At 50.4% G+C, this 23,768-nt stretch carries 14 protein-coding genes and 3 pseudogenes; 5 read left to right on the top strand and 12 right to left on the bottom strand.

Annotated features, from left to right (window positions below; all coding sequences use genetic code 11):
• Positions 1 to 5,751 (bottom strand): GLUG motif-containing protein (locus tag BLU87_RS09135; RefSeq protein ID WP_245706431.1); only part of this gene is annotated, 5,751 nt, incomplete at its 3' end.
• Here BLU87_RS09135 and BLU87_RS17650 point away from each other — a divergent pair.
• Positions 5,743 to 6,075 carry a hypothetical protein gene (locus BLU87_RS17650; RefSeq protein ID WP_245706430.1) on the top strand — a complete coding sequence of 111 codons (333 nt, stop codon included), beginning with the start codon at positions 5,743 to 5,745 and terminating at the stop codon, positions 6,073 to 6,075. The genes BLU87_RS09135 and BLU87_RS17650 overlap by 9 nt on opposite strands.
• A 642-nt stretch (positions 6,076 to 6,717) precedes the next feature.
• Here the strand turns inward: BLU87_RS17650 and BLU87_RS17980 are convergent.
• A pseudogene (locus BLU87_RS17980) lies at positions 6,718 to 7,287 on the bottom strand (two-partner secretion domain-containing protein); the annotation flags it as partial.
• A gap of 12 nt (positions 7,288 to 7,299) precedes the next feature.
• Between BLU87_RS17980 and BLU87_RS17640 the strand changes: the two are divergent.
• Entirely contained in the window at positions 7,300 to 7,443 is a 144-nt protein-coding gene (locus BLU87_RS17640; RefSeq protein WP_245706428.1) for a hypothetical protein, read from the top strand.
• An 18-nt stretch (positions 7,444 to 7,461) separates the two neighbouring features.
• Here the strand turns inward: BLU87_RS17640 and BLU87_RS17975 are convergent.
• From BLU87_RS17975 to rhuM, 9 genes and pseudogenes are all read right to left on the bottom strand, one after another.
• Positions 7,462 to 7,548: pseudogene (locus BLU87_RS17975) on the bottom strand (ESPR domain-containing protein); the annotation flags it as partial.
• A gap of 83 nt (positions 7,549 to 7,631) precedes the next feature.
• A complete protein-coding gene (locus tag BLU87_RS09130) occupies positions 7,632 to 7,844 on the bottom strand; it encodes an Os1348 family NHLP clan protein (RefSeq protein WP_092347162.1) in 213 nt (70 codons plus the stop codon).
• 202 nt (positions 7,845 to 8,046) lie between these two features.
• Positions 8,047 to 9,402, bottom strand: a complete 1,356-nt coding sequence (locus BLU87_RS09125; protein WP_092347159.1) for a sigma-54-dependent transcriptional regulator — start codon at positions 9,400 to 9,402, stop codon at positions 8,047 to 8,049.
• Between the two features lie 13 nt (positions 9,403 to 9,415).
• Complete coding sequence (locus BLU87_RS09120; protein ID WP_092347156.1) at positions 9,416 to 11,869, bottom strand: ATP-binding protein; 2,454 nt, start codon at positions 11,867 to 11,869, stop codon at positions 9,416 to 9,418.
• A gap of 311 nt (positions 11,870 to 12,180) precedes the next feature.
• A complete protein-coding gene (locus BLU87_RS17970; protein ID WP_217637486.1) occupies positions 12,181 to 12,537 on the bottom strand; it encodes a flagellin in 357 nt (118 codons plus the stop codon).
• Positions 12,538 to 13,572: 1,035 nt separating this feature from the next.
• Positions 13,573 to 13,983 (bottom strand): annotated as a pseudogene (locus tag BLU87_RS17965) (flagellin N-terminal helical domain-containing protein); the annotation flags it as partial.
• Between the two features lie 309 nt (positions 13,984 to 14,292).
• Positions 14,293 to 15,648: a sigma-54-dependent transcriptional regulator gene (locus BLU87_RS09110; protein ID WP_092347150.1), complete on the bottom strand. Its 1,356-nt coding sequence runs from the start codon at positions 15,646 to 15,648 to the stop codon at positions 14,293 to 14,295.
• Positions 15,645 to 18,266 carry a hybrid sensor histidine kinase/response regulator gene (locus BLU87_RS09105; protein WP_092347147.1) on the bottom strand — a complete coding sequence of 874 codons (2,622 nt, stop codon included), beginning with the start codon at positions 18,264 to 18,266 and terminating at the stop codon, positions 15,645 to 15,647. The genes BLU87_RS09110 and BLU87_RS09105 overlap by 4 nt, the downstream gene beginning before the upstream one ends.
• Positions 18,267 to 18,645: 379 nt before the next feature.
• Positions 18,646 to 19,209 (bottom strand): RhuM family protein, encoded by a 564-nt coding sequence (gene rhuM / locus BLU87_RS09100; RefSeq protein WP_245706427.1) that lies wholly within the window; start codon positions 19,207 to 19,209, stop codon positions 18,646 to 18,648.
• Positions 19,210 to 19,911: 702 nt separating this feature from the next.
• Here rhuM and BLU87_RS09095 point away from each other — a divergent pair.
• Positions 19,912 to 21,192, top strand: coding sequence for an MgtC/SapB family protein (locus tag BLU87_RS09095; protein WP_092347144.1), 1,281 nt, complete (start codon positions 19,912 to 19,914; stop codon positions 21,190 to 21,192).
• A gap of 304 nt (positions 21,193 to 21,496) precedes the next feature.
• Positions 21,497 to 21,835 carry a recombinase family protein gene (locus BLU87_RS09090; protein WP_092347141.1) on the top strand — a complete coding sequence of 113 codons (339 nt, stop codon included), beginning with the start codon at positions 21,497 to 21,499 and terminating at the stop codon, positions 21,833 to 21,835.
• Positions 21,836 to 21,850: 15 nt separating this feature from the next.
• Here the strand turns inward: BLU87_RS09090 and zupT are convergent, their stop codons facing one another.
• Positions 21,851 to 22,681, bottom strand: a complete 831-nt coding sequence (gene zupT / locus BLU87_RS09085; RefSeq protein WP_092347139.1) for a zinc transporter ZupT — start codon at positions 22,679 to 22,681, stop codon at positions 21,851 to 21,853.
• 365 nt (positions 22,682 to 23,046) lie between these two features.
• On the opposite strand from zupT, the gene BLU87_RS09080 reads away from it, so the two are divergent.
• Positions 23,047 to 23,349 carry a hypothetical protein gene (locus BLU87_RS09080; RefSeq protein WP_092347136.1) on the top strand — a complete coding sequence of 101 codons (303 nt, stop codon included), beginning with the start codon at positions 23,047 to 23,049 and terminating at the stop codon, positions 23,347 to 23,349.
• Positions 23,350 to 23,768: the final 419 nt, after the last annotated feature.

The following is a 23,768-nucleotide window of genomic DNA, read 5'->3' as shown; positions in this document are numbered from 1 at the left end:
ATCTGCACTGATGGTGTAGCTGCCGACGTTTTCACCAGCAGTGCGGCTCAAATTACCGGCAAGGGCATCGTCGCCAACCAGATTGCCGGTGGTGACTTGGTAGCTCAGTGCGGGGTCATCGTTGCCGTAGACTTTGCTCTGATCATCAGCGGTGACCGTAATCGGGCGGACGGTAATACTCGCAGTCAAGCCACTTTGCTGAATCAGGTTGTAGTTGTCCGCATCTGCCCCAGTGAGACTCAGACCCGTTATGGTAACGGTTTTGCCTACGCCAACATTCTTGTTGGCAAACTCGCCGGTTGCAGTACCGGTCAGACTGACCGTATCGTCGGTGTAGTAGAAACCATCGTCGTCAGCTGATGCACCGTTGATGATTGCTTCTGTACCGGACAATGATGCAACAACGCTTGCATTATAGACTTTGTCCGCTGCGATCAACCCGGTGACATTCAGGGCTTTTACCGTGACTTCAACCGATCCTGACAGGTCATAACTGATGTCATAACTCATTTGGTTAGAATAGAGTCCCGATCCGTTGAATCCACTTGTGTAGGTCGCAACATTCTTGCTACTGGTGTTGATAGCCAAGGTGCCGAGCAGGTTGGCATCGGGAGATGTGCTGTAGGTTGGTGTATTACCCAAATCAGTTACATCGGTGGTGCCGTCATAGACCTGGCTGCCGGAAACTGTAGCACTGACAGTCAGCGGAGTCAGAAAACTGCGAAGCAGCGGAGAAGTGAAACCTTCGTAGATGCGCCAGATTTTTTCGCTACCGCCCTCTGCATCGATATTCCATCCGCTAAAGGTGGCCAGCTGCATCATCTCTGCCGTGGTTTTGTCGGTGCCGCCGGCGCTGGTTTCCTGCCCGCTGGTTTGAGTATCCCAGAAGCTGTCGCTGACAACACTGTCATCTTCGTTATACCCCACCAACCCACCAACAGTGTTAGTTCCCTCTACCGTTCCACTGGCGTAGCTGTTGCTGATAGTGGAAGCTTCGGAAATCATCCCCACCAGTCCGCCAACAGCATTAGTTCCTGCAACAGAGCTATTGGAATAGCTGTTACCAATCGTGGTAGTTAAATTACCTCCTACCAACCCACCAACAATGCTTAAGCCTGTAACCGTACCGCTAGTGTAGCTGTTGTCTATGCTGCTACCACTAACCACTCCCGCTAGTCCGCCGACGTAGATCCCCCCGGTAACATTCCCACGCGCATAGCTGTTGAGGATTGAACCTCCATGACTATAACCCACTAACCCGCCGACGGCATTTTGCCCTGTAATATTCACATTGGTTAGCTCAATATTGCTGATCGTAGTGTCAAGAATGTAACCGAACAGCCCTTGTGATTCAGTGTTTAAACGGTCAGTCGTGAGGCCGTCGATAGTGTAATGGTTGCCATCAAAGGTGCCGATAAACGGGGTGCTGTTGTCAGTGTCAGGTTTGACATCATCGTCGAAATAGCCAATACCAATAGGCGCCCAGCCAGTGCCGTCGTTAGCGAGGGTATCGCCATCTTGCACCTGAGTGGTATAGCCGTCGGTTGCCGTGCCTAGATCGTTGGAGAGGACAAAATCGAATCCTTGAGCCAGAACGTTGTTGATATTTTGCAGCTGCGTCCAGTTGGTGATGGTATAAGCCCCACCACCATCGGTATCGCCCCAGCCCGCAGCAAAGAGAGTGGAACGAGACAAGGCCTCTTTGTCTTCTTCACGGGTGACATCGGTCAGATAGGGGGAAGCGACTTCGTAGCCCTCTACCGCGTCACCACTACCCGCATCAAATGACCAGATCGACTCATCCCAAGCATTAAAGGTAGCACTATTGGTCATCTCCTCCGTGGTTTTGCCGGTGCCACCATCGCTGGCTGTTTGCTCGCTGGTTTGAGTATCCCAGAAGCTGTCACTGACACCATCCGAATCATCATACCCCACCAGTCCGCCAACAGCATTAGCCCCTGAGACCGCGCCGCTGGCGTAGCTGTTACTGATGGTGGAGAAATCATGGTTATACCCCACCAACCCGCCGACCCCAATATTGCCTGTAACCGCGCCGCTGGCGTAGCTGTTGCTGATGGAAGCGTTTTCGAAGTTGTCTCCCACTAACCCGCCAACATAGTTTCCAGTACCTGTAACAACACCGCTGGTGTAGCTGTTGCTGATGGTTGCTTTCGAGCTGTGTCCGACCAGCCCACCGATATAATCGCCTCCTGACACATTACCGCTACTGTAGCTGTAGCTGATGGTTCCTTCCGAGATGCGTCCGACCAGCCCACCGGTATAATCGTCTCCTGACACATTACTGCTACTGTAGCTGTTGCTGACGGTTGTGGTGTAGGTGCCTCCAACTAATCCACCGATATAATCGTTTCCTGACACATTACCGCCACTGTAGCTGTTGCTGATGGTTGCTTCTGAGGTGCGTCCGACCAGCCCGCCGGTATATTGATCAAGTCCCGTTACGATGCCGGAGCTGTAGCAGTTGTCAACGGTTCCACTGTCAAGATATCCAACCAGCCCGCCGACATCATTCAATCCCTCTATATTGACATTGGTCAAGCCGAGATTTTTAATCTCCGCTGCATTCGTATCAACAGAACCGAAAAGACCTATAAACCCAGCGCTGCTGCGGGCAATGGTGAGGCCGTCGATGGTGTAATCCCCGCCGTCAAAGGTGCCGGTGAATGCTGCGCTCTCTTTACCAATGGGCATCCAGCCTTCACCACCGTTGGCGAGGGTGTTGCCATCTTTCACCTGAGTGGTATAGCCGTCAGTTGTCGTGTCCAGATTGTTGGACAGGGCGAAGTCATAGCTTTGGTCTATAACGGTGTTGATGTTTTGCAGCTGTGTCCAGCCTGTTATCGTGTAAGCGCTGCCATCGGCACCAGTCTGGTCTCCAACCGTCAATCCTCCCCAGCCACTAGCAAACAGGGTAGTTGTCGGTCGGTCTGCTGCGGTTGTTACATTGGTTAAATATGGCAAGGATAACTCATAACCTTCAACCGACTGCCCGGCACCGAACGACCAGGTTGCTTCATTCCAGGCAATATCAAGACCATCGGTGCTTGTATTAGTAAAAGTGGCACTATTGGTCATCTCTGCCGTGGTCTTACCGGTGCCACCAGCGCTGGTTGCTTGTCCAGAGGTTTCGGTATCCCAAAAGCTGTCGGTGACACTATCATCATCATCGTTTCTCCCTACCAGTCCACCGACGTCGCTTTCAGTTCCTGTAACCGCAACGCTCGCATAGCTATTTGTGATTGTTGAGGTGCTGTTAGCCCCAACCAGCCCACCAATTTTGCCACGCCCTGATACCGTGCCGCTGGCGTAGCTGTTGCTGATGGTGGAATTGTTATTGTTATGCCCCACCAGCCCGCCGTTATAGTAATTCCCTGTGACTGTTCCAGTGTTGTAGCTGTTACTGATGCTTGAGTCGTCAGCATATCCAACCAACCCACCAACATAGTCTGCCCCTGAGACCGCGCCGCTGGAGTAGCTGTTGCTAATGGATCCGGAGTTGATTCTCCCAATCAACCCGCCGGTATCATAGAGGCCTCCCGAGACGCTTGCGGTGTTGTAGCTATTGCTGATGGTACCTTTCCAGGTGCGTCCGACCAGCCCGCCGGTATATTGATGGAGTCCCGTTACGGTGCCGGAACTATAGCAGTTGTCGACGGTTCCACTGACGAGATATCCAACCAGTCCGCCGACATCAGTCAATCCCTTTATATTGACATTGATCAGGCCGAGATTTTTTATCTCCGCTGCATTGGTATCAACAGAACCGAAAAGACCCACATACCAGGTGCTGCTGCGATCAATGGTGAGGCCGTCGATAGTATGATCATCACCATCAAAGATGCCGGTGAATGAGGGAATGGGTAGCCAGCCTTCACCATCGTTAGCGAGGGTATCTCCATCTTTTACTTGGGTGGTATAGCCGCTGGTTGTCGTGCCCAGATTGTTGGACAGGACGAAGTCATAGCTCTGGTCTGCAACGGTGTTGATATTCTGCAGTTGTGTCCAATTGGTGATGGTGTATGGGCGGCCATCAGCCTCTGTGATACTGTCGTTAGCTTCAGTCAGTCCGCCCCAGCCACCGGCAAACAGGAGTGTTTGATCCGGGAGATCCGCCTCGACTGTCACATCGATCAAATAAGGTAGGGATATCCCATAACCCTCAACCGACTGCCCGGCACCGAATGACCAGATTGCTTCATCCCAGGCACTCTCAAGACCAACCGTGTTTGTATCAGTAAAGGTCGCAATATTGACCATCTCTGCCGTGGTTTTTCCGGTGCCACCAGCGCTGCTTTCTTGCCCGCTGGTTTCAGTATCCCAGAAACTGTTAGTCACTGTGCCTGTGCCGAAATGCTGCCCCACCAGCCCGCCGACGTGCTGGTTTCCATCTGTGACCACGCCGCTGGCGTAGCTGTTGCTGATGGTGGAGTCGCTGTTATACCCCACCAGCCCACCGACATATCTTACACCTGTAACCTTGCCGCTGGCGTAGCTGTTGCTAATCGTGGAGGAGATGTTAACCCCCACCAGCCCGCCGGAGTGGCTTCCTTCGACCACGCCGCTGACGTAGCTGTTGCTGATGGTGGAGTCGCTGTTATACCCCACCAGCCCGCCGACATAACTTACACCTGTAACCTTGCCGCTGGCGTAGCTGTTGATGATCAGGGTGGAAGCATTCCGCCCCACCAGCCCGCCGACAGTGTCTTGCCCTGTGATATTTATATTGGTCAGCCCGATATTGCTGATGGTGGCGAGATAGGTGTAGCCGAACAAAGCCTGATAGTCGCTCGAGCGATTAATGGTGAGACCGTCGATGGTGTGATCACCGCCATCAAAGGTGCCGGAGAATTTTGTGGTAAAGTTGCCAATGGGCGTCCAGCCTTCGCCGCCGTTGGCGAGGGTTGCGCCATCTTTTACTTGGGTGGTGTAGCCGTCGGTTGCCGTGCCCAGATCGTTGGACAGGGCAAAATCATAGCCTTGGTCTACAACGGTGTTGATATTCTGCAGCTGTGTCCAGTTGGTGATGGTGTAAGCGCCGTCACCACTGGTATCGCCCCAGCCATCGGCAAAAAGGAGTGTTTGATTCGGGCGATCCGCTTCGGTTGTCACATTGGTCAAATAGGGTCTGGACATCCCGTAACCCTCAACTGACTGCCCAGCCCCGAATGACCAAATAGCCCCATCCCATCCAGTGAAGGTGGCCAACTGCATCATCTCTGCCGTGGTCTTGCCAGTGCCGCCATCACTGAATTCTAGCCCGCTGGTATCGGTATCCCAGAAGCTGTTGGTCACTGTGCAGTCCGGATCGTTAGCCCCGAGCAGCCCGCCGATGGCATTCCACCCTGTGACCGCTCCGCTGGCGTAGCTGTTGCTAATCGTGGAGCTGGTGGTGTTAAACCCCACCAGCCCGGCGGCGAAGCGTTGACCTATGACCGCCCCGCTGGCGTAGCTGTTGTTGATGGAGGAGGAGACTTCGTTATACCCCACCAGCCCGCCGGCGTAAATGTCTTCACCTGTGACCACGCCGCTGGCGTAGCTGTTGCTGATGGTGGAGGAGGAGTTCACCCCCACCAGCCCGCCGACGAAGCTCCTTCCTGTGACCGCCACACTGGCGTAACTGTTGTCGATGGAGGAGTTGTTATACCCCACCAGCCCGCCGACATGGAGGTAACCTGTGACCACGCCGCTGGCGTAGCTGTTGTTGATGGTGGAGGCATCGTTATGCCCCACCAGCCCGCCGACTGCTATTCCCCCTATGCCTGTGTTGACAGCAGTGATACTGACAGCAGTGAGCCCGATATTGCTGATGGTGGCGCCAGAGGTGTAGCCGAACAAAGCCTGATAGTCAGTGCCTGGGCGATTAATGGTGAGGCTGTCGATGGTGTGGCCGAGGCCGTCAAAGGTGCCGGTGAATCTTGTTTCGTAATAGCCAATTGGACTCCAGCCGGTGTTGGTGTACCAGCCGCTGGTGGTGCTGGCGTCGATGTCTGCTCCGAGTGCGTATTTACCGCTAAGGGTGCCGTTCATTCCTTGCAGGTCGGTGCCGGTGGTTGAGCCCGCCGCGCCGAGTGCGGTGATGACGGTGTAGTTGACTGTGGCACCGTCACTACCCAGTTTAGTGTCGAAATTCTGCCCGGCTAGCAGATTTACTTGTGCGCCAGTGCCGAGGGAATAGGTGTCGGTGTTGCCGGTGGCAAGGGCGCCTTGACCATATTCGAGGGCGAGTTTGCCCCCACTCCCGCCGCTCGCGTCGATCGTGGCATTGATTTCAATATTGCGTTGGGCGTTCAGCGTCAGGGTATTTCCGCTGCTCCAAGTGATATCATCATTGACGAAGATATCGCCGTTGCCGCCGGTGTCTGCACCGTTAACACTTTCAATGGTGACGTTGGTGCTACCAAGATTGGTAGAAAGTTGCGTGCCGGTAATGTCGCCATCGCTGATGGCAATGGTATAATCGTTGGGATCAATCAACCATTCGCCGGTTTTTCCGTTCTCAGCTGTTGTTGTGACCATCAGATCATGCTGTATTCGCACCTTTGCCGCGCTGGTTTCGACAAAGCCGCCGTCGCCGCCGTTGGGGGCAGAGGCATCGAGGGTGCCGGCGACGATGGTTTCGCCGTGCACCATGTCGCCCATCAGGTAGATGGCACCGTTTTCGCCGGTGGTCAGGGTTTGCGCTTGGCTGATGCCGCTGTGGTTGATGACACTGCTGGCCAACTCACTGGCGGCTTTGGCAGTAAGGTAAACCATCCCGCCATCGGCTTTGATGGCTCCGCCCTGTTCAATGTAGGTATCAAGCAGAGCCTGTTCGACTTCTATCTTAACCGGGCCACCGAGGTCGAGGGTGACTTTATGTCCGGCACCGAAAAGGACGTTGCCATGTGGGGCTTCGATGCTGCCTTGATTGATGATGCGCGCTGCGATCAGGGCGATGGTGCCGCCGTTGGTGGCGTTGAGGTTGCCCTGATTAATGATGGCATTGGCGCTGGTGCCTGCAAAAGTAAAATTGCCGGCCATGAAATCGTCATTGCTTATATTCAATGTTGAAGCCACCAGTGCGCCAACATTGACTCGTGCTGTAGAAGAGAAGAGCACGCCGTTGGGGTTGACCAAGTACACCTGACCATTGGCGTTGAGGGCTCCCTGAATCACAGAAGCATCAGCTCCGGTCACCCGGTTCAGCGCGGCGGCAGTGTTGGAGGGCTGAACGAAGTTCACGGTATTATTCTGCCCGATGGAGAAAGATGTCCAGTCGGCGGCCATGCGCTGGCTGTCTTGATTAATGGTCAGGGTCGCCCCGCTCTGGTTGATCGTGCCGCAGCCAGCGACAATATTGCCACCAGTGGGCAGATCCGCCGCATTGGCAAAGCCGGAGCAGATTGTCAGCGTCAGAAACAGGGAGATGGCAAGCAAGCGTAAGCGGCCTCTTTTACCGGACCCTTTGCCACGCGCCGAAACGATTTCTGCGACCGCGATAAAAGTGCCAAGAGCCTCACTCCAGATACTACGAAAAATATGGTTCATGCTTTACTCTCCTGTTGATGCTAGGGATTCCTATCAAATAAACCTAGATGCGAAACAGATACCTCAGTGATTGCGTTGATGACTTAACCTCCAGCCCTTCGCAGGCCGGGATTAATTTCGTCAGAAAGTGCGGCGATGCATCCCTGCTTCAGATTCGCAAGCAGTAGAACCTCATTCGGGGCTAGAAGGTAGCCCTCTTGCTGACATGCTTTCGCGAATGATTCGGCTGCACGGTGACGGAACCGCTCATCCGTTATCAGTCGTCCCAACACCTGTTCGACAACATTCTGTGACATACGAACTCCCAATTTATCCATTCTGTCCGAAATGGGACAGATGCCCTCTGTGCGCAAGGGATAACCAGAGTAAATAGCGAGAACTGTGCCAAGGTTAGATTTGTTTAATTGCGGGGGATTATGGATTTAATCAAAAAACAGACCGTCCCATACGGGACAATCTGTCCGAAATGGGACAAACGCGAGAAAAAAAAAGGGGGGGTTAATAGAAAATTTTACGCGAGGCCTTCAGAAGCCGGGCTGCCGAAGATTTATTGTTGTTACATTTTTCCAGCGCCCATTCGATGACCTGGCGATGAATGGCAGCGAGGGAAAACTCTTCTGCGGAGAAATTGAAGTTGAAAATGACCCGGTCTGTGCCGTTATCATCAAGGCTCAAAGGAGAGGACTGCAGCCGCAGATGTTCCGGTTGGATCAACTCACCATTCGTGACAATGGCGGCATATTCTAGCAGATTGCGGAGTTCGCGAATATTGCCAGGCCAGTCGTGAGTGAGCATCAGGTTAAGAGCTGCTTTCGAGATGCCGGGCAACGTTTTGCCCTGGTGCTGACGAAAACTTGTCAGAAAATGTTCCGTCAGTTGTGGAATATCTTCAAGCCGTTCGCGCAAGGGAGGGATGGTTAAGGGAAAGATATTCAGCCGGTGGTAGAGGTCACGCCGAAAGCGGCCTTGATGACAGCATTCGTCCAGATGACAGTGGGTAGCAACGATAATTCGGAAATTGGCGCTGACTGGTTGATCCGAACCAACTTTTTCGTAGACCCGTTCTTCAAGCAGGCGCAACAGCTTGGGTTGCAGTGACAGGGGCATGTCGCCGATTTCATCAAGAAATAGAGTTCCACCTTCAGCCCGGCTGCACTTTCCCTGGCGGTCGCGATCGGCTCCAGTAAATGCCCCGCGCACATGACCAAAGAGTTCACTTTCTAAAAGAGTTTCCGGGATGGCAGCACAGTTGATCGCGACGAAGCTGGTCATATCCTTTTTAGTGGCAATATGAATGGCCCGCGCCAGCACTTCTTTGCCGACTCCGCTTTCGCCAAAAATGGAGACCGTCGTCTGCGGCGAAGTTGCCACCTGTTGCGCTGAAGCGAGCACCTGCCCCATTGTCGGTGAGGTGCTGACGATGTTCTGAAAACTGAACTTTTTCTGATCTGACGCAAGCATTCGCGCATAGCTACGTTGTTGCTGCGCGGACTCGACTAACCGCGCCACCTTAAACAACAATTCATCCCAGTTCAAGGGTTTGAGCAGGTACTCGCTGGCCCCCTCTTTCATCGCAGCCACAGCACTATCGACGCTGCCATGGGCGGTGATGAGGACAAAGAGCAGTTGTGGATAGAGCGCGTTGATTTGACGCAGCAACTCCAGGCCATCCATTTTTGGCATGACCATATCGGACAACACCATGTCATAATGGTTTTGAGCCAGTTCGGTTAAGGCTTCAGCAGCGCTGGCGACGCAAGTTACATGGTAACCGGCGTCATCCAGACAATTTTTAAGCAAAAAGCGAAAGCTCTGGGTGTCGTCGACAACGAGTATGTGGGTGGAATTTTGCATATATTTCACCTTTTTAAATTCCGCAACCGGTCAAATGTTGACAATCGGATTCCAGTTTATCAACGGCTTGTTGCAGTTGTGCAAAGGGAGCTTCGGCATTCTGTTGCAACCATTTGGCCTGTTTGGCAAGGGCTGGATTGGAGAGTTGTGCAAGTAAGCCTTTCAACGTATGAGCACTGAGTTCCATTTCGCTGCGCTTTTGCTGTTGCAGGGCGCGATGCAAACGCTGCAATTCAGCGTCGATATCATTGCGTAATAAATCGTGATATTGGCAGGTTCGCACCGGGTCATCACCCAGACCTTTTTGCGTCTGTACGTTCAAGGGCAAAACTTCCCCAACTGGGGTGGTCAGAGGCATATTAAGGTGGATCGCAATAGTTCGGGCCAATTGTTCCGGGATGATGGGTTTTGCCAGCACTGCGTTCATACCGGCCTCAAAACAGACAGTCCGTGTAACAGTGTCGGCATCAGCGGTTATAGCGATAATCGGCAGTGGAGACACGACGCGCTCCTGTTCATTTTTTCTGATCTGACGGGCAACTTCAATACCGTTAATGTCCGGCATACGGACATCCAACAGAATCAGATCGAATGTTTGATGATCGACAAGCTGTAACGCCTGCTGACCATTTTCTGCCAGTACCACTTGATGCCCCCAGGACAAGAGGATATCTGCCAGTAAGAGGCGATTAAACTCGTTATCCTCGACTAACAAGGTATTTACACGGGTCGTTAACGCTGAGAGGATATGATCTTCCGCAACAACTTCCGTTTCTTTGAGTGGCAGCTCGACGATGAAACAACTGCCAAGACCTTCATGACTATTGACCCGGATCTCTCCTTGCATCAGCATAACCAGACTATGGACAATCGCCAATCCGAGGCCGGTTCCACCAAATTGACGCGTGATGGAAGGGTCGAGCTGCCGAAAGGGTTGAAAGAGCTGATCGTGGTAACTACCCGGAATACCGATACCCGTATCACAGATCTCGAAACAGAGTCGTTGCTGCTCGACATCTGCAACTGATTTATTCAAGCCCAGAGTAAAGTTCACCTCACCTTTGTGGGTAAACTTGATCGCATTGTTCAAAAGGTTATCGAGAATTTGGCGAACTCTGACTGGATCACCGATATACCAATTCGACACATCGCTGTTCACAACCACATTGAAGACTAACGATTTTCCCTCTGCCAGTGGCCGATACTGGTCTTCAAGTTGGCTGATCAGTTGCTGCAAACTGAATGGAACGGCATCGACTTGCATGCGTTCTGCCTCGATCTTGCTCATATCAAGAATATCGTTAACCAGTGCCATCAAAGAGCGGGAAGATTGTTCAAGAATATTGAGGTACTGATCAAGTTTCTCTGGATTGGTCGTTGTGCGGGCCAGGGTACTGAATCCGAGCAGCGAGTTGAGTGGGGTCCGAATTTCATGACTGATGCTGGCAAGAAACTGGCTTTTTGCCTTGTTGGCTTCTTCCGCAGCCGCTTTGGCCTGTCTTACTTCGTCTTCAATCTGCTTACGTTCGGTGATTTCTCTGGAGATCCCATAATGACCAATAACAGCTCCGTCAGCATCACGCTCTGGAGTCGCGCTGACTTCCACCCAGAGCCAGCGGCCATCTTTACAGCGGTGACGCGCCTCAAACATGATGCTGCCGGTGTTTATTCCTTGCAATTCGGCCTGCAGTCTTGCAGCGGCAAACTTTTTGACTGTGGCAACCCCGGCTTCGTCAAAAAGTTCAAAAATATGCTGACCGAGAACTTCGTCGGCGCGGTAACCACGCAGTCTTTCATCAGAGGGGCTGATATAAGTGAAGCGATAGTCACGATCCAGCTTCCAGACCACATCCGAAACATTTTCGGCAATGAGCCGGAAATGGGCCTCACTCTCTTGGCGTGCCTTATTCGCTTTTTGATGTTCTGCAATTTCGTGTGCCAGTTGTTCATTGACCTGTTGCAGTGTTGCATTTACTTCAGAAAGTTGTTGGGTGCGTTCAGCCACCTGCTCTTCCAGAACACGATGACTCTCCACCAGTTTCTGGAGTGGGTAGACTTCACCGTCACGCACCAGATTGTAAGGGATAGAAATACTACTGTGGCAGATCTTCCAGCCGTGAGACTCCTGACGGAAAATCAGGACCAGACGGGCTGTTTCGCGCGACAGAATCTCATCTTTGATCGGGAGATGGATATGGAAAAAACCTGTCGCTACGGCAAGAGTCTCGGACAACGATTGAACTGATAGGTCCAAAAGTTCGATCTGTAGCGGCTCTTTAACCTGTGCAAAATCCTGACGTGTGATTTCCACCCAGGTATCACGATCTTTGACCAGAAAATCACCGCCACCGGTAAAACCAGAAAAATCCGCACTAAAATAATCAGTGAGTTGATCATCGCGAGAAGCGTACATCCGCACATAGTCATCGAAGAGTTCCTTTATTTCCTGTTTGTCTTTGAACTCCATCGAGTCGCCCTTGATTGCACTATGGTTTTGTTAAGATTTATTCCCTTGTCGGGAATGAAATTGGCAAGCGTCGAGAAGAATACGATATTTCCCGAGACATGATAACTCTTTTTCGTTCGATTCAGGCAAGGCGCTAACCTTTAATAGGTTAGATGCCAGCACTTTGACGGGGAGCAGGATAATCTTCCTCCAGGATTTGATATTGAGTAGAAGGCTTTCTACGACAGATGGGGAACCATACTATGAGTCAGGAAGGTACAATCTTGATGCTGGGGCTGTATATGGGTAAACATTGACGGCTTGTTAAGTGACTAACCAAGCAGACTCAGCGCCAGCTGAGGCATTTGGTTCGCTTGGGACAGGATGGAGATACCCGCTTGTTGTAAAATGTTCTGTTTGGTCATCGACGAAGTTTCCATGGCGATATCGGCATCTAAAATCCGGCTACAGGAGGCACTAAGATTTTCCGAAACATTCTGTAGGTTAGAGATGGTGCTCGCAAAGCGATTTTGAATTGCACCCAGTTCACCACGTATCGTGCCAATCGTAGCCAGAGCTGAGTCAACGCTGCTGATAGCAGAAACAGCTCCTTCACGGGTTGAGATGTCCACCCCATTAATGGTGGTCGTCGTTGCCTCACTTTCACTGGCCAAACCTGCGATAGTCATGCCGGTGCCATCAAATACGACATCTGCCCCACTGCTGATCGCTATTTTGTCGGCAAGGTATTCAGTGTAAGTGGAGTCAATACCAACAAAACCGCCTGTGGTTTCGTTACCGTTGGCATCAAGGTGGTTTTCTCTTATGCTAAAGCCTGCAACGTTATCCGAGGAAAGGACAATTTCACCCGCATCATTCAGAATAGCAGAAACACCATGATGATCAGTCCCATCATTAATTTTTTCAACCGCATCAGCCGCGGTAAAAGGTGCGGCACCAATACCGTTGGAGACCGTCCAGCCATTGCCCGCTACGTAAAGAGAGTACCGCGAGTCAGGATCAATAATGATAGCGTCCCCTGTTAAAACATCGGCTTCGGCTGTGACTGTATAATCAGCCGCGACGTTTTGAATAATGGTCAAATCAAAACTCGGGAAACCTCCGCCGTCGTCGTTAGTAACAGTAAAATCAGCCGCAATAGCTCCCGTTGAAGTGTAATTATCTGCAATCGCAGTGGCTAAGTCCTCTCCCGACAATAGTGCCCCGGTATTGTTGGTGTACGAAATTGTATCGTTTCCACCATCGCCAACACTAATGGTAATGCTGTCACCATCATCTAGTATAGCTTCCATAAAGTTGACTTCAACTTCCGCTTTTTCTGAAGTCAAAGTGTCACCGTCTCGTACCGTTGAGGCCGCTGCTGAATCTGCCGCAATTCTCGGAAGTATCACTTCCTCAAAAGTAAAAACTTGTTGATTGGTGGCCGATGCAATATTTTCTCCTGCCGCGGTGTTGATTGCCGCAACAATATCCGTTATGCCAGTGGCCGCTGCAACAGCGACACCGTTAACTGTCAAAGTGTCTGCCAGTAAAGCAGCATCGGTAGCGACAGTGGTGCCGGTAAAATCATCACCACCTGTGGTCGTTTCTTCAGCACTCCCTAGATCGGTTGTTTTAGCACTATCAATACTAAATGAGATTGTTTGGCTGACTCCAGAATTCGCACCCACCTGAAAAGTCGCATCGTTCATTGAGCCATCGAGAAGCTTTTTACCGTTAAACTCGGTGGTTTCAGCGATACGATCTAGCTCGGCTTTTAGCTGTGAAACCTCTGCTTGCAAGGAGGTTCGGTCGCTGGAGCTGTTGGTGTCATTGGCCGATTGAACAGCCAGTTCACGCATCCGCTGGAGGATATTGGTACTCTCTTGCAGGGCACCCTCAGCCGTTTGTGCTAAAGAGATAGCATCTTGGGCGTTTCGTGCTGCTTGATTTAGTCCACGAATTTGCGAGGTCATGCGATTAGAGATCGCTAGCCCAGCAGCATCGTCTTTGGCACTGTTGATGCGAAAACCAGAGGAGAGCCGTTGCATGGATTTTACGAGTTTTGACTGAGACCTGTTCAGATTCCGTTGCGCGTTAAGTGAAACGACATTCGTATTAATTGTTAAAGACATACTGTCCTCCGTGAGGGTGATGATTCGGGCTTCCTTGCCCTGAAATACTTTACGCTTCTGGTTCGTCAGTTATCAGTCAACTCAGTACGTGCTCAACGATTTCTAGTGACATGCTTACCCCCAATCAATAGATATCTGTCCGATATGGGACAGCTATGGCCTTTATGTAGGGAGCAACAAAGATAAGTAGCGAGAGTCGTGCCAAGAATGGGTTTGCTTTAATTACGGTAGGTTAAAAGTCCAACGAAAAGACAGGCTGTCCCGTTTGGGACAACCTGTTCGATATGGGACAAGTGTGCGAAGTGGGTTTTAGTAGAAGAGTTTACGCGAGGCCTTCAAAAGACGTGCTGCTGAGGATTTATTGTTGTCACATTTTTCCAGCGCCCATTCGATAACCCGCCGGTTGACAGCATCAAGTGAGAACTCTTCGGCGGAGAAATTGAAGTTGAGCATGACTCGGCCAGCGTCGCTCTCCTCGTGATCCAGGGGAGCGAGCTGCAAGCGCAGGTGTTCCGGTTGGATCAGCTCGCCATTGGTGACGATGGAGGCATATTCAAGCAGGTTGCGCAGTTCGCGAACGTTGCCGGGCCAGTCATGGTCGAGCATCAGATTCAGGGCCGCTTGCGAGATGCCGGGCAGGGCTTTTCCGAGATGCTGGCGAAAATCATTCAGGAAATGTTCGGTGAGTTGCGGAATATCCTCGCGACGTTCGCGCAGGGGCGGAATGGTCAGGGGGAAGATGTTCAGCCGGTGGTAGAGGTCGCGCCGAAAGCTACCCTGCTGACAACATTCGTCCAGATTACGGTGGGTGGCGACGATAATTCTAAAGTCGGCACTGACCTGTTGATCCGAACCGAGTTTTCCATAGGTCCGTTCTTCAAGCAGACGTAACAGCTTGGGTTGGAGTGACAGTGGCATATCGCCGATTTCATCAAGGAACAGGGTGCCGCCTTCCGCCCGACTGCACTTTCCCTGGCGGTCGCGGTCGGCACCGGTAAATGCCCCCCGCACATGACCAAACAGCTCACTTTCTAAAAGGGTTTCCGGGATGGCCGCACAATTGATTGCGACAAAGCGGGTCATGTCCTGCTTGGATGCAATATGGACAGCCCGCGCCAGAACTTCTTTGCCGACTCCGCTTTCGCCAAAGATGGCCACCGTTGTGCGCGGCGTGGCTGCCACCTTCTGAGCTGCAGCCAATACCCTTCCCATGATTGGTGCGGTGCTCAACAGGTTCTGAAAACTAAATTTTTCCTGCTCCGATTCAAGCATCCGGTTATAGCTGACCTGCAAACAGGTATGTTCCAGCTGCCGTTCAACCACCACCAGCAGTTCTGCCTGGTTGAGTGGCTTCAGCAGGAAGTCAGCCGCTCCCTCTTTCATGGCTGCCACAGCGCTATCGATACTACCGTGGGCGGTGAATAGCACAAAAGGAAGTTGTGGATGAAGGCTGCGTACCTTGCGCAGCAGCATGGCTCCGTCCATCTCCGGCATCACCATGTCGGACAGCACGAGGTCAAAGGGGGACTGCTCAAGTTTTGCCAGAGCTTCGACTCCGTGGGCAGCGCAGTTGGTCTGGTAGCCAGCATCCTCAAGATAGCCTTTGACCATGAAGCGGAAGCTCTGTTTGTCATCAACCACCAGTATTTGTGCACCACGACTCATGAATTGTTCTCCTGTGATAACCTGGACTGAAGTTGTTCGATCACCAGCCGCAGCCGCTCGTTAGGAGCAGACGGGGCATTGAGTTGCAGCCAACCTGCGAGTTCCGCTGGTTCTTGGTCTGCCAGGTGTCCACACAACCCTTTCAGAGTATGAGCTGCCTGACCCAGTTCATCGCGGGCTTCGCGTTCCATCGCGGCCTGCAGGCATTTCAGTTCTTCGTTGATATCGGCCATCAACAGTTTCCGATACTGCCGACTGCGTTCAGCATTATTCCTCAAGTCATGGCAGGTCCGCGTGTTTAGCTGCAGTTCAGCTGTGGGGGGCACCGCCATGGTTCCTTCGCAGTGTTCTGCAATGGTCCTGGCCAATTGATCGGGAATCACCGGTTTTGCCAGCACCGCGTTGATGCCGGCGGCGAGACATAATTTGCGCGTCGTGATATCAATATCAGCGGTAATCGCGATAATCGTAACGGGTGTCTGTGCTCCTTCAATTTCTCTCTGCCTGATACGCTGGGAGACCTCAATACCGTCAATGCCGGGCATGCGAATATCCAGCAGAACCAGATCGAAATGTTGCTGCTCCATAAACTGCAGGGCCTGATGACCATCCATCGCCAGCACAACCTGCTGGCTCCAGCTCGTCAGGATATCGCCCAAAAGTCGGCGGTTGAACTCGTTATCCTCAACCACCAGGACCGTACCTATTGCTGGTAGCGCCGTTACAGTATTCTGTGTTTCCGGCAGTGCTTCAGTTTCTGGCAGAGGCAGCTCGACAACAAAACAACTCCCAACCTGTTCGCAGCTGGTCAGAGTGAGACTTCCTTCCATCATTGCTAACAGATTCCGAGCAATGGCCAGACCAAGGCCGGTACCGCCAAATTTGCGTGAGATCGTCGGGTCTAGCTGTTGGAAGGGCTGGAACAGCAAGTCACGTTTGTCATCAGGGATGCCGATTCCGGTATCCTTGACCTCAAAGCGCACTAACGAAGGGCCTCCATCATCGGTCTGGCCGGGCACACTGACGCGACAGGAGACCTCTCCATTATTGGTAAACTTGATTGCATTGGACAGTAGGTTGGCGAGAATCTGGCGAAGCCGGATCGAATCGCCGAGGACCCATACGGGGACGTTGTCGGTTATAGAAAGCTGGAATTTCAACGTTTTTTGGTTAGCCAGAGGTTGATATTGTTCTTCCAGATTATCGAGAAGTTGTCGCAAGTTGAACGGCACGGTCTCAAACTCCATCCGACCAGCCTCGATTTTGCTCATATCCAGAATACCGTTAACTAGTTCCATCAGCGAGCGGGACGATTGTTCGAGGATAGCGTGGTATTCATCTTTTTGGGCAGGATCGGTTGTCTTGCGGGCCAGAGCACTAAATCCGACCAGAGCATTGAGTGGGGTACGGATCTCGTGGCTAACCAGAGCCAGAAACTCGGATTTGGCCTCCGATTCCAGAGCCGACTGTTGTGCTTCAAGCAGCAACCGACGCGAACGCGAGTTTAAGATCATGGCAAATATGCCGCCGATCAAAATACCGTTAACAACGAGGACCTGTCGGCCTAATAATTTATTATCCATATTCGTCGACGTACTGCTGACAAACCAGAAGATGGTAAAAAATAGGGTGATCGCAACAAAAAAGATCTGCAGCATACGCCGGCTCGGCAATTGTTCCTTACGCAGAGTAAAGGTCATGATGACAAAATACCACCAAGTGAATCTGAGCAGCAGAGCATTGAGAATTACGGCAAAGGGGGTATAGCCCAGAAGCATTGCGGCAAGTTGCAGGGGAAATGCCAGCAAAAAGAGGTTGAGTCCGCGTAACATCAGTGGCGCGGGTTGATAGGGCTTGAACAGCTCTCGGCAAAAAAGCAGCGTTGTAAAGTTTACTGCGCAATAGAGAACGGTGGTGGACAGATCAGCCAGCTGGGGAAAACCACTAGGAAGCCAAGGAGCCAAATAACCGGTTATGGCTAGGCCGTATAGGGTGTAAACAGCTTGGTGAATGGCAAATAGGGCCACGACCAGCTGCCGGTCTAGCCAATAACTGTTGATTGCCCAGAGCAATAGAAACAGCATGGCGGTTACAAAAAATACCGCCAGCAGATCAAGCTGGTGGTCACTGCGTTCGGCTTCTTCGGGGGTGAGTGCTTCCACACTTAATAGCGATGCGCCCCTGGTCTTGAGGCGCAGATAAAAAGTTGTCTCAGGAGCGGTTACATTGACGACAAAGCTCAGGGTTTGCTGATTTCGATCACGTTCTTCGTAAGGGTAATAGTTGCCGGTAACTCTCGATTTCCAGCTCGGAGGATCGCTTGCAACGGACTCATAAAGACGGATTTCATTGAGAAACGGCTGACGAATGAACAATACCACCTCGCTCCCTTTGGTTGGCGCGCGGACCTGGAGGCGCAGCCAATGCACGGAGGTGGTGAAGCCTTTGGAAAGCTTGGATCCAGTTGGCAAAAACTCGCGTTCAGTCACATCGTCGATCGACAGAGTGCCGGTTTTGTCTTCCAGTACGGCGCGTGAAACAGTCAAATCTTCTGCAATGACCGGCGGAGCGTTGATAAAACCGGCCAGTAGGACCAGTATAAAAATAAGGCATTTCATAGATTTCTCGATAAGTAAAAAGGGTTGATCGGTTGTGGTTGAGAACTTAAAAATTGAAGCCCCTGATGCTTGAAGGCCACCAATGTATTGAGGAGTTGCCGCATCTTTTGGCTGCCCCTTACATCCATCAAGTCGACCCTGATTACTATATGATTTGGAAAGACTGAATCGGTAATCCTCCCATTTTTAATAGTCGCCTGAAGTCGAGTTATGCCGCTATTGCCAACTTTTGCTTGGGTGTTATTCCTCCAATGGCCATATTGGGCTGATTATAGCGTTCCACATAAGCATTCTGCTGTGGATTGCCTGGCTGAATATATAAGTCTGAATTCACGTCGAAGCCATAGCTTGGATACAATTGCTGCCGGGGTCATAATATTTAGTCGTTATTCCAGTTGATCAGGGTGATGATGACTTTGACAATGGTCTCTTTCTCTTCAGGTCGACTTTCGGCGATAAGCAGGGTCAATGCTACTAGTGCATTATCAGCCAGCCGCTTAGAACCGTCGGGTCTGTAAAGAATGTCATTAGCGACGAGAAAATAGACAAACAGGGCGGCGGCGATACGTTTATTGCCATCACTGATAACTCGCAACACATCTTCACCGGTGTCAGTCACCAGTTGTTGCGTCTTCAGTGTGCGGGTCAGCAAATCGACTGTTTTTTGGAGCTCACGAAATTTTGCAGCATCTTCTTGCAAACGCTGCTCGTTGACTGTGTAGCCTTTGACAAGATGTTCACGCAGTATCCGCGTTGCCCCCTGTCGAAATTGTGTTCCACGCAGTGACTTAACCCGATAACCGACGGAGATAATGACGTCGAGATTATAAAATTGAATTTTTCTGCGGACCTGACGACCACCTTCATTCTGAACAACCGAGGATTCCTCGGCAGTTGCCGCCTGAATCAACTCACCCTCTTTGTACAGATTACGAATATGCAAACCAATAGTGTCGGTATCTTTATCAAACAGCTCAGCTATCTGGCGCTGATTTCACCAGACGGTCTCTTGATCAAGCTGCACCTCAAGACAGGATTTTCCGTCTTCAGCTTGAAACAAAACTACTTCACCGCCACTTGACTTCATTGTTGCCATGGTCCGTTCCTTCTTCTGCGTGTTGAGCCCGCAGGTAAAAACAGCACCCCTATTTCACCACTTCAGAGCGTGTATTCCAAGCCAATTAAGTATTATGTCCCTGGAACTCTGTTTCATTTTATGAATAAAAAACCGAGATCAATATCGACCTGAAGCTATATTTTTCTACTGACTCCCTTTGCAAATCAGTTCGTACTACAAAAGCATGCTAGTGTGACATAGGTACCGCTAGCATCATTGATTCCAGTATTGTTCGGGTCGCCCCACCAAGCCCATTCCCTCAAACGGGAACGCCTTAACCGCCCATAACAAGGAGGTCTAAACCAGGATCAGCAGCTCAAGAGGATCAATCTATTTCAAGAAGAAGCTTTGTACCGTATGCGTATGGATCATGTCCTCATGTTTAAAAAATGTTTTGATTAAGTGTTAAAATAATAGTGAGATTTAAATGCTCACTGACGCAACAGCTTCTCAATCTTCACCTGTCCTCTTAGCTTTGCTGGCTGTTGTCCTAATAACGCAAATCATCAAAAGGAGTTAAGTTCGTTCATGGACGATGTTGCATCCCAGTTTCTGGCTGCTAACCAGACCACGCTAAATCTTGCTGTAGCACTCCTTCTGGGGTCCATCATAGGGCTGGAGCGCGGCTGGGGAGCCCGCGAACAAAAATCCGGTGAGCGTATAGCCGGTATCCGCACATTTTCTCTTATTGGCCTTCTGGGCGGAATTTCTGTGGTTCTGGCTAAGGAAGTTACCGTCTGGGCGTTTCCTGTTCTTCTCCTGAGTGTAGTCGCCATGGCGATCGTGGCCTACAGTGAACGGCTCGATCACATCCGCAACTTCAGCATTACCGGTATGATTGGCATGGTGCTGACGTTCTGCTTTGGTGCCGTTGCAGTTGCTGTCGACCCGGTGATAGCAACTGCTGCTGCAGTGGTCACCGCGATTATTCTGGACAACAAGGAAGAAATTCACAGCTGGGTACACAAGCTTAAAGCACACGAACTGGACGCCGGGCTCAAACTTCTTGTTATTTCTGTGGTGCTGTTGCCGCTATTGCCCAATCAACAAATGGGCCCTGGTGGTGTCCTTAATCCCCAAGAAATCTGGTGGATGGTAGTGATGATCGCATCCATATCTTTCGTTGGATATTTCGCCATGCGGGTCGCCGGCACCAGCAAGGGTATTCTCTTTACCAGCCTTTTTTCCGGCCTGACCTCATCCACCGCACTGACCTTGCATTTTGCTCGTCAAGCAAAACGGCACCCGGCGTTGAACGCACAGTTTGCCACTGGAATCCTGATTGCCTGTGGCACTATGTTCCCACGCATACTGGTGTACTGTTTCATTATCAATCACGACCTTCTACCGAGCCTGATCTGGCCGGTGGCGGTGATGACTGTGCTGCTTTATGTACCAGCAATCATAATATGGAGCAGAAATTCCGGAACAAGCCAAGTTAGTCAGCCTACGTTCGGGCAGAACCCGCTTGATTTAAAATCAGCTTTGGTTTTTGGGGTTCTGCTGACCGTTATTCTGCTTCTTGGCGACTTTTTTAAAAACTGGTTGGGCGATACCGGTGTCTATATGTTGGCTGCCACCTCGGGCATTGCAGACGTGGATGCTATTACTCTGTCTCTTTCCCGCATGTCCAATAATGAGCTGGCAATGGATGTGGCGGTTCTAGGTATCGTTATTGCGGCTGCCACCAATAATCTGGTTAAATCCGGCATGGCTTGGGTAATCGGTAACCGACAAACAGGGATCTATGTGGCCGGGCCTATGCTGCTATCACTGGGAGCAGGACTTCTGGTTGCCTGGTTTCAGTAGTGGCAAACATAGGCGACGATAAGAAAGCCCGTCTTAAATACAGCCGATCTGGCCAAATCGGCGAAAGCGCGATTGCGACTGTTCGATTTCCCCTGTTTTCAGCCCCAAAAGTAATGGCAGGATATTAGGAACTATATTGTCCCCAAGGTCGAACAGGATAAACTACTAGAATCTTTAGTTTTCAATAGCTTCCTTGTCAAATGTCATGTCATAAAGGCTCCGACCCTGCCATCCTTCTGGTTCAAGCAACTTTTCTAAGCGTATTTTCCCGTCATAAGTCCGGCATTGAACGAAACTCTCGCTTATGTGCCGTAATGGTGACGTCTTTGTTGTCACCAAGCTGGATCGTCTTGCTCGTTCAGTTCACGATCTGATGCCGATCACCCAGATGCTGCAGGATAAAAACTGTGATCTAAAAGTTCTTGATCCGGGGTTAGACACCTCAACTCCGACAGGTCGGTTAATCTTCCATGTTCTTGCTGTTATTGGTGAATTTGAACGGGAATTAATCACCAAGCGAGTCAATGAGGGACGGATGCGAGCAATGGCGGCTGGTATAAAGTTTGGTCGTAAGCCGAAGTTAAAAAAGCTGGAAGAGGTATCTTTATCCACATGGACGGATCTTACGAGTCTTGAAGTCTGAGGAGAATAATAACATTTACAGAAACAGCAGCAGGCTCAATGCCATCACTCCCATTCCGGCAATCATCCCGTATATTGAAAGATGATGTTCGCCAAATTCTTCTGCTGCAGGCAACAACTCATCCAGAGAAATAAACACCATGATTCCTGCAACTCCAGCAAACAAAATGCCAAAAATAGTCGGCGATAAAAAGGGCATCAAAATCAGATAGCCCACTAACGCACCTATTGGTTCTGCAAGACCGGACAGGAATGATAATTTAAAGGCCTTGGCGCGACTTCCAGTTGCAAAATAAATCGGTACTGAAACAGCGATACCCTCTGGAATATTGTGAATCGCGATCGCCACAGCAATCGCGATCCCTAAACTTGGATCAGTTAGTGCCGCGGTAAAAGTTGCCAAACCTTCTGGAAAATTATGGATACCAATTGCTAAAGCGGTGAACATCCCCATCCGTTTCAGTTTGCCAAAGTCGTGGGCTTCATTGTCAGGAAGGGACTCCAGCTTTTTATCCATTTCTTCTATCGAATGTAGTTCATGCGGATTTTCGTAATTAGGTACTAACCTATCGATTATAGCAATGAGAGCAATGCCACCAAAAAAGGAGAGGACAGTGATCCAAGTACCGAACACTTCTCCCTGTGCTGACATTAATTCTTCACGCGCTTTTACAAAGATTTCAATAAAGGAGACGTAGATCATTACCCCGGCAGAGAAGCCCAGTGCTGCCGAAAGAAACTTGGTGTTGGTTCTTCGTGTAAAAAAAGCAAGAGCACTGCCGACACCGGTCGCTAAACCGGCAAAAAAGGTGAGTCCAAAAGCGAACAATACAGTACTGAGTTCCATCTTGTATCCGTTTCTAGAAGTCGTGTGGTTCCAATAGACAGGCAATATCAGATATTGCCCCACTGGAGTAGTATAGTCAATCGGCACGACGAGGAAATGAGTTTCAGTTTTGCTGGGTGTTCAGGACGGAGCTGTATTTGATGTTATCAGGTGTGACTGATTCCAAAAGCGATCAATTGCTGTCAACACTTCGTTAACAGGCCTCCGGTCAAATCATATTTGCAAATATCTATAGAAGTTCTGATCGAGGCAAAACTTAAATGACTGCCGAACCAAGTTTGAGTTACTATCACCAGTGAAGTTCCTACTAAATGAATTTACTCAGTGCTTTAGGTATAAGGATCAAGAGATAAAAGAGGGATTATATGAAAATGACGTTATTGATGGTTTGTCTGTTATTTCCCCTCTACGCTGGAGCTGTAGACAAGTACGATAATAAGTTTTGCAAAGATCCGGTTGAACTTCAGAAGTGGGACAACATGCTTGCAGAGAACCCCGACTCTGATATTGTCGCTGCTCTTCATGCCATGTGGATTGGCTTATGTGTAAAAGTTGAAGCCCATAACCTGACGACAGAAAGAGCCAATAAGATATTTGAGGATTTCAGGTGGGGGATTATTGAATCAATCAAAGCGCAGAAAGAAAAACCTGAAAAAGAGGCAACGTAAAACGACAAAAACCTAAAAGTTGGGACAGTGTAGGGACAAACCCCAAAATAAAAAAGGGACTCACAGCTCAAAGCCGTAAGTCCCTGTATTTTATGGCTCCCCACACTTGCTGAAAGTGGGCACTGGAAAGAGACCCTAGAACTGCCATAACTTACTACTTATGAGAAACGGCCTGCACGTTCTATTTTTGACTCTCAAAGATGAATTACGATTATTAAATTTCCCCCTGAGAGGTCAAAGGTCAAAGGATGAAGGTTTGAATACCCTTGATGTTATAAGGTCAATCTCGAAGCGTCTTCTGAAATTAGAAAACATGCAAATTTATGATTTTCCATACCTTTGAATAACCCCCCTGTGCCAGGATAGTTGTCGCCTCTAACTGAACTCCAAAAAAAGATATTGGGGGCAGCTTGGAGGAA

Origin of the sequence: Desulfuromusa kysingii, assembly GCF_900107645.1 — a bacterium.
Classification (GTDB): Bacteria; Desulfobacterota; Desulfuromonadia; order Desulfuromonadales; family Geopsychrobacteraceae; genus Desulfuromusa; species Desulfuromusa kysingii.
This window is presented reverse-complemented; position numbering and strand designations above follow the sequence as displayed.

Bases quoted from the DNA above. Each gene is read 5' to 3' on its own strand.
- BLU87_RS17970 (WP_217637486.1), bottom strand. From the start codon at position 12,537: ATGACTATCGCAGGTTTGGCCAGTGAAAGTGAGGCAACGACGACCACC.
- zupT (WP_092347139.1), bottom strand. From the start codon at position 22,681: ATGGAACTCAGTACTGTATTGTTCGCTTTTGGACTCACCTTTTTTGCC.
- BLU87_RS09090 (WP_092347141.1), top strand. From the start codon at position 21,497: ATGTGCCGTAATGGTGACGTCTTTGTTGTCACCAAGCTGGATCGTCTT.
- BLU87_RS09095 (WP_092347144.1), top strand. From the start codon at position 19,912: ATGGACGATGTTGCATCCCAGTTTCTGGCTGCTAACCAGACCACGCTA.
- BLU87_RS17650 (WP_245706430.1), top strand. From the start codon at position 5,743: ATGCCCCACCAGCCCGCCGACTGCTATTCCCCCTATGCCTGTGTTGAC.
- BLU87_RS09110 (WP_092347150.1), bottom strand. From the start codon at position 15,648: ATGAGTCGTGGTGCACAAATACTGGTGGTTGATGACAAACAGAGCTTC.
- BLU87_RS09080 (WP_092347136.1), top strand. From the start codon at position 23,047: ATGAAAATGACGTTATTGATGGTTTGTCTGTTATTTCCCCTCTACGCT.
- BLU87_RS09120 (WP_092347156.1), bottom strand. From the start codon at position 11,869: ATGGAGTTCAAAGACAAACAGGAAATAAAGGAACTCTTCGATGACTAT.
- BLU87_RS09125 (WP_092347159.1), bottom strand. From the start codon at position 9,402: ATGCAAAATTCCACCCACATACTCGTTGTCGACGACACCCAGAGCTTT.
- BLU87_RS09130 (WP_092347162.1), bottom strand. From the start codon at position 7,844: ATGTCACAGAATGTTGTCGAACAGGTGTTGGGACGACTGATAACGGAT.
- BLU87_RS09105 (WP_092347147.1), bottom strand. From the start codon at position 18,266: ATGAAATGCCTTATTTTTATACTGGTCCTACTGGCCGGTTTTATCAAC.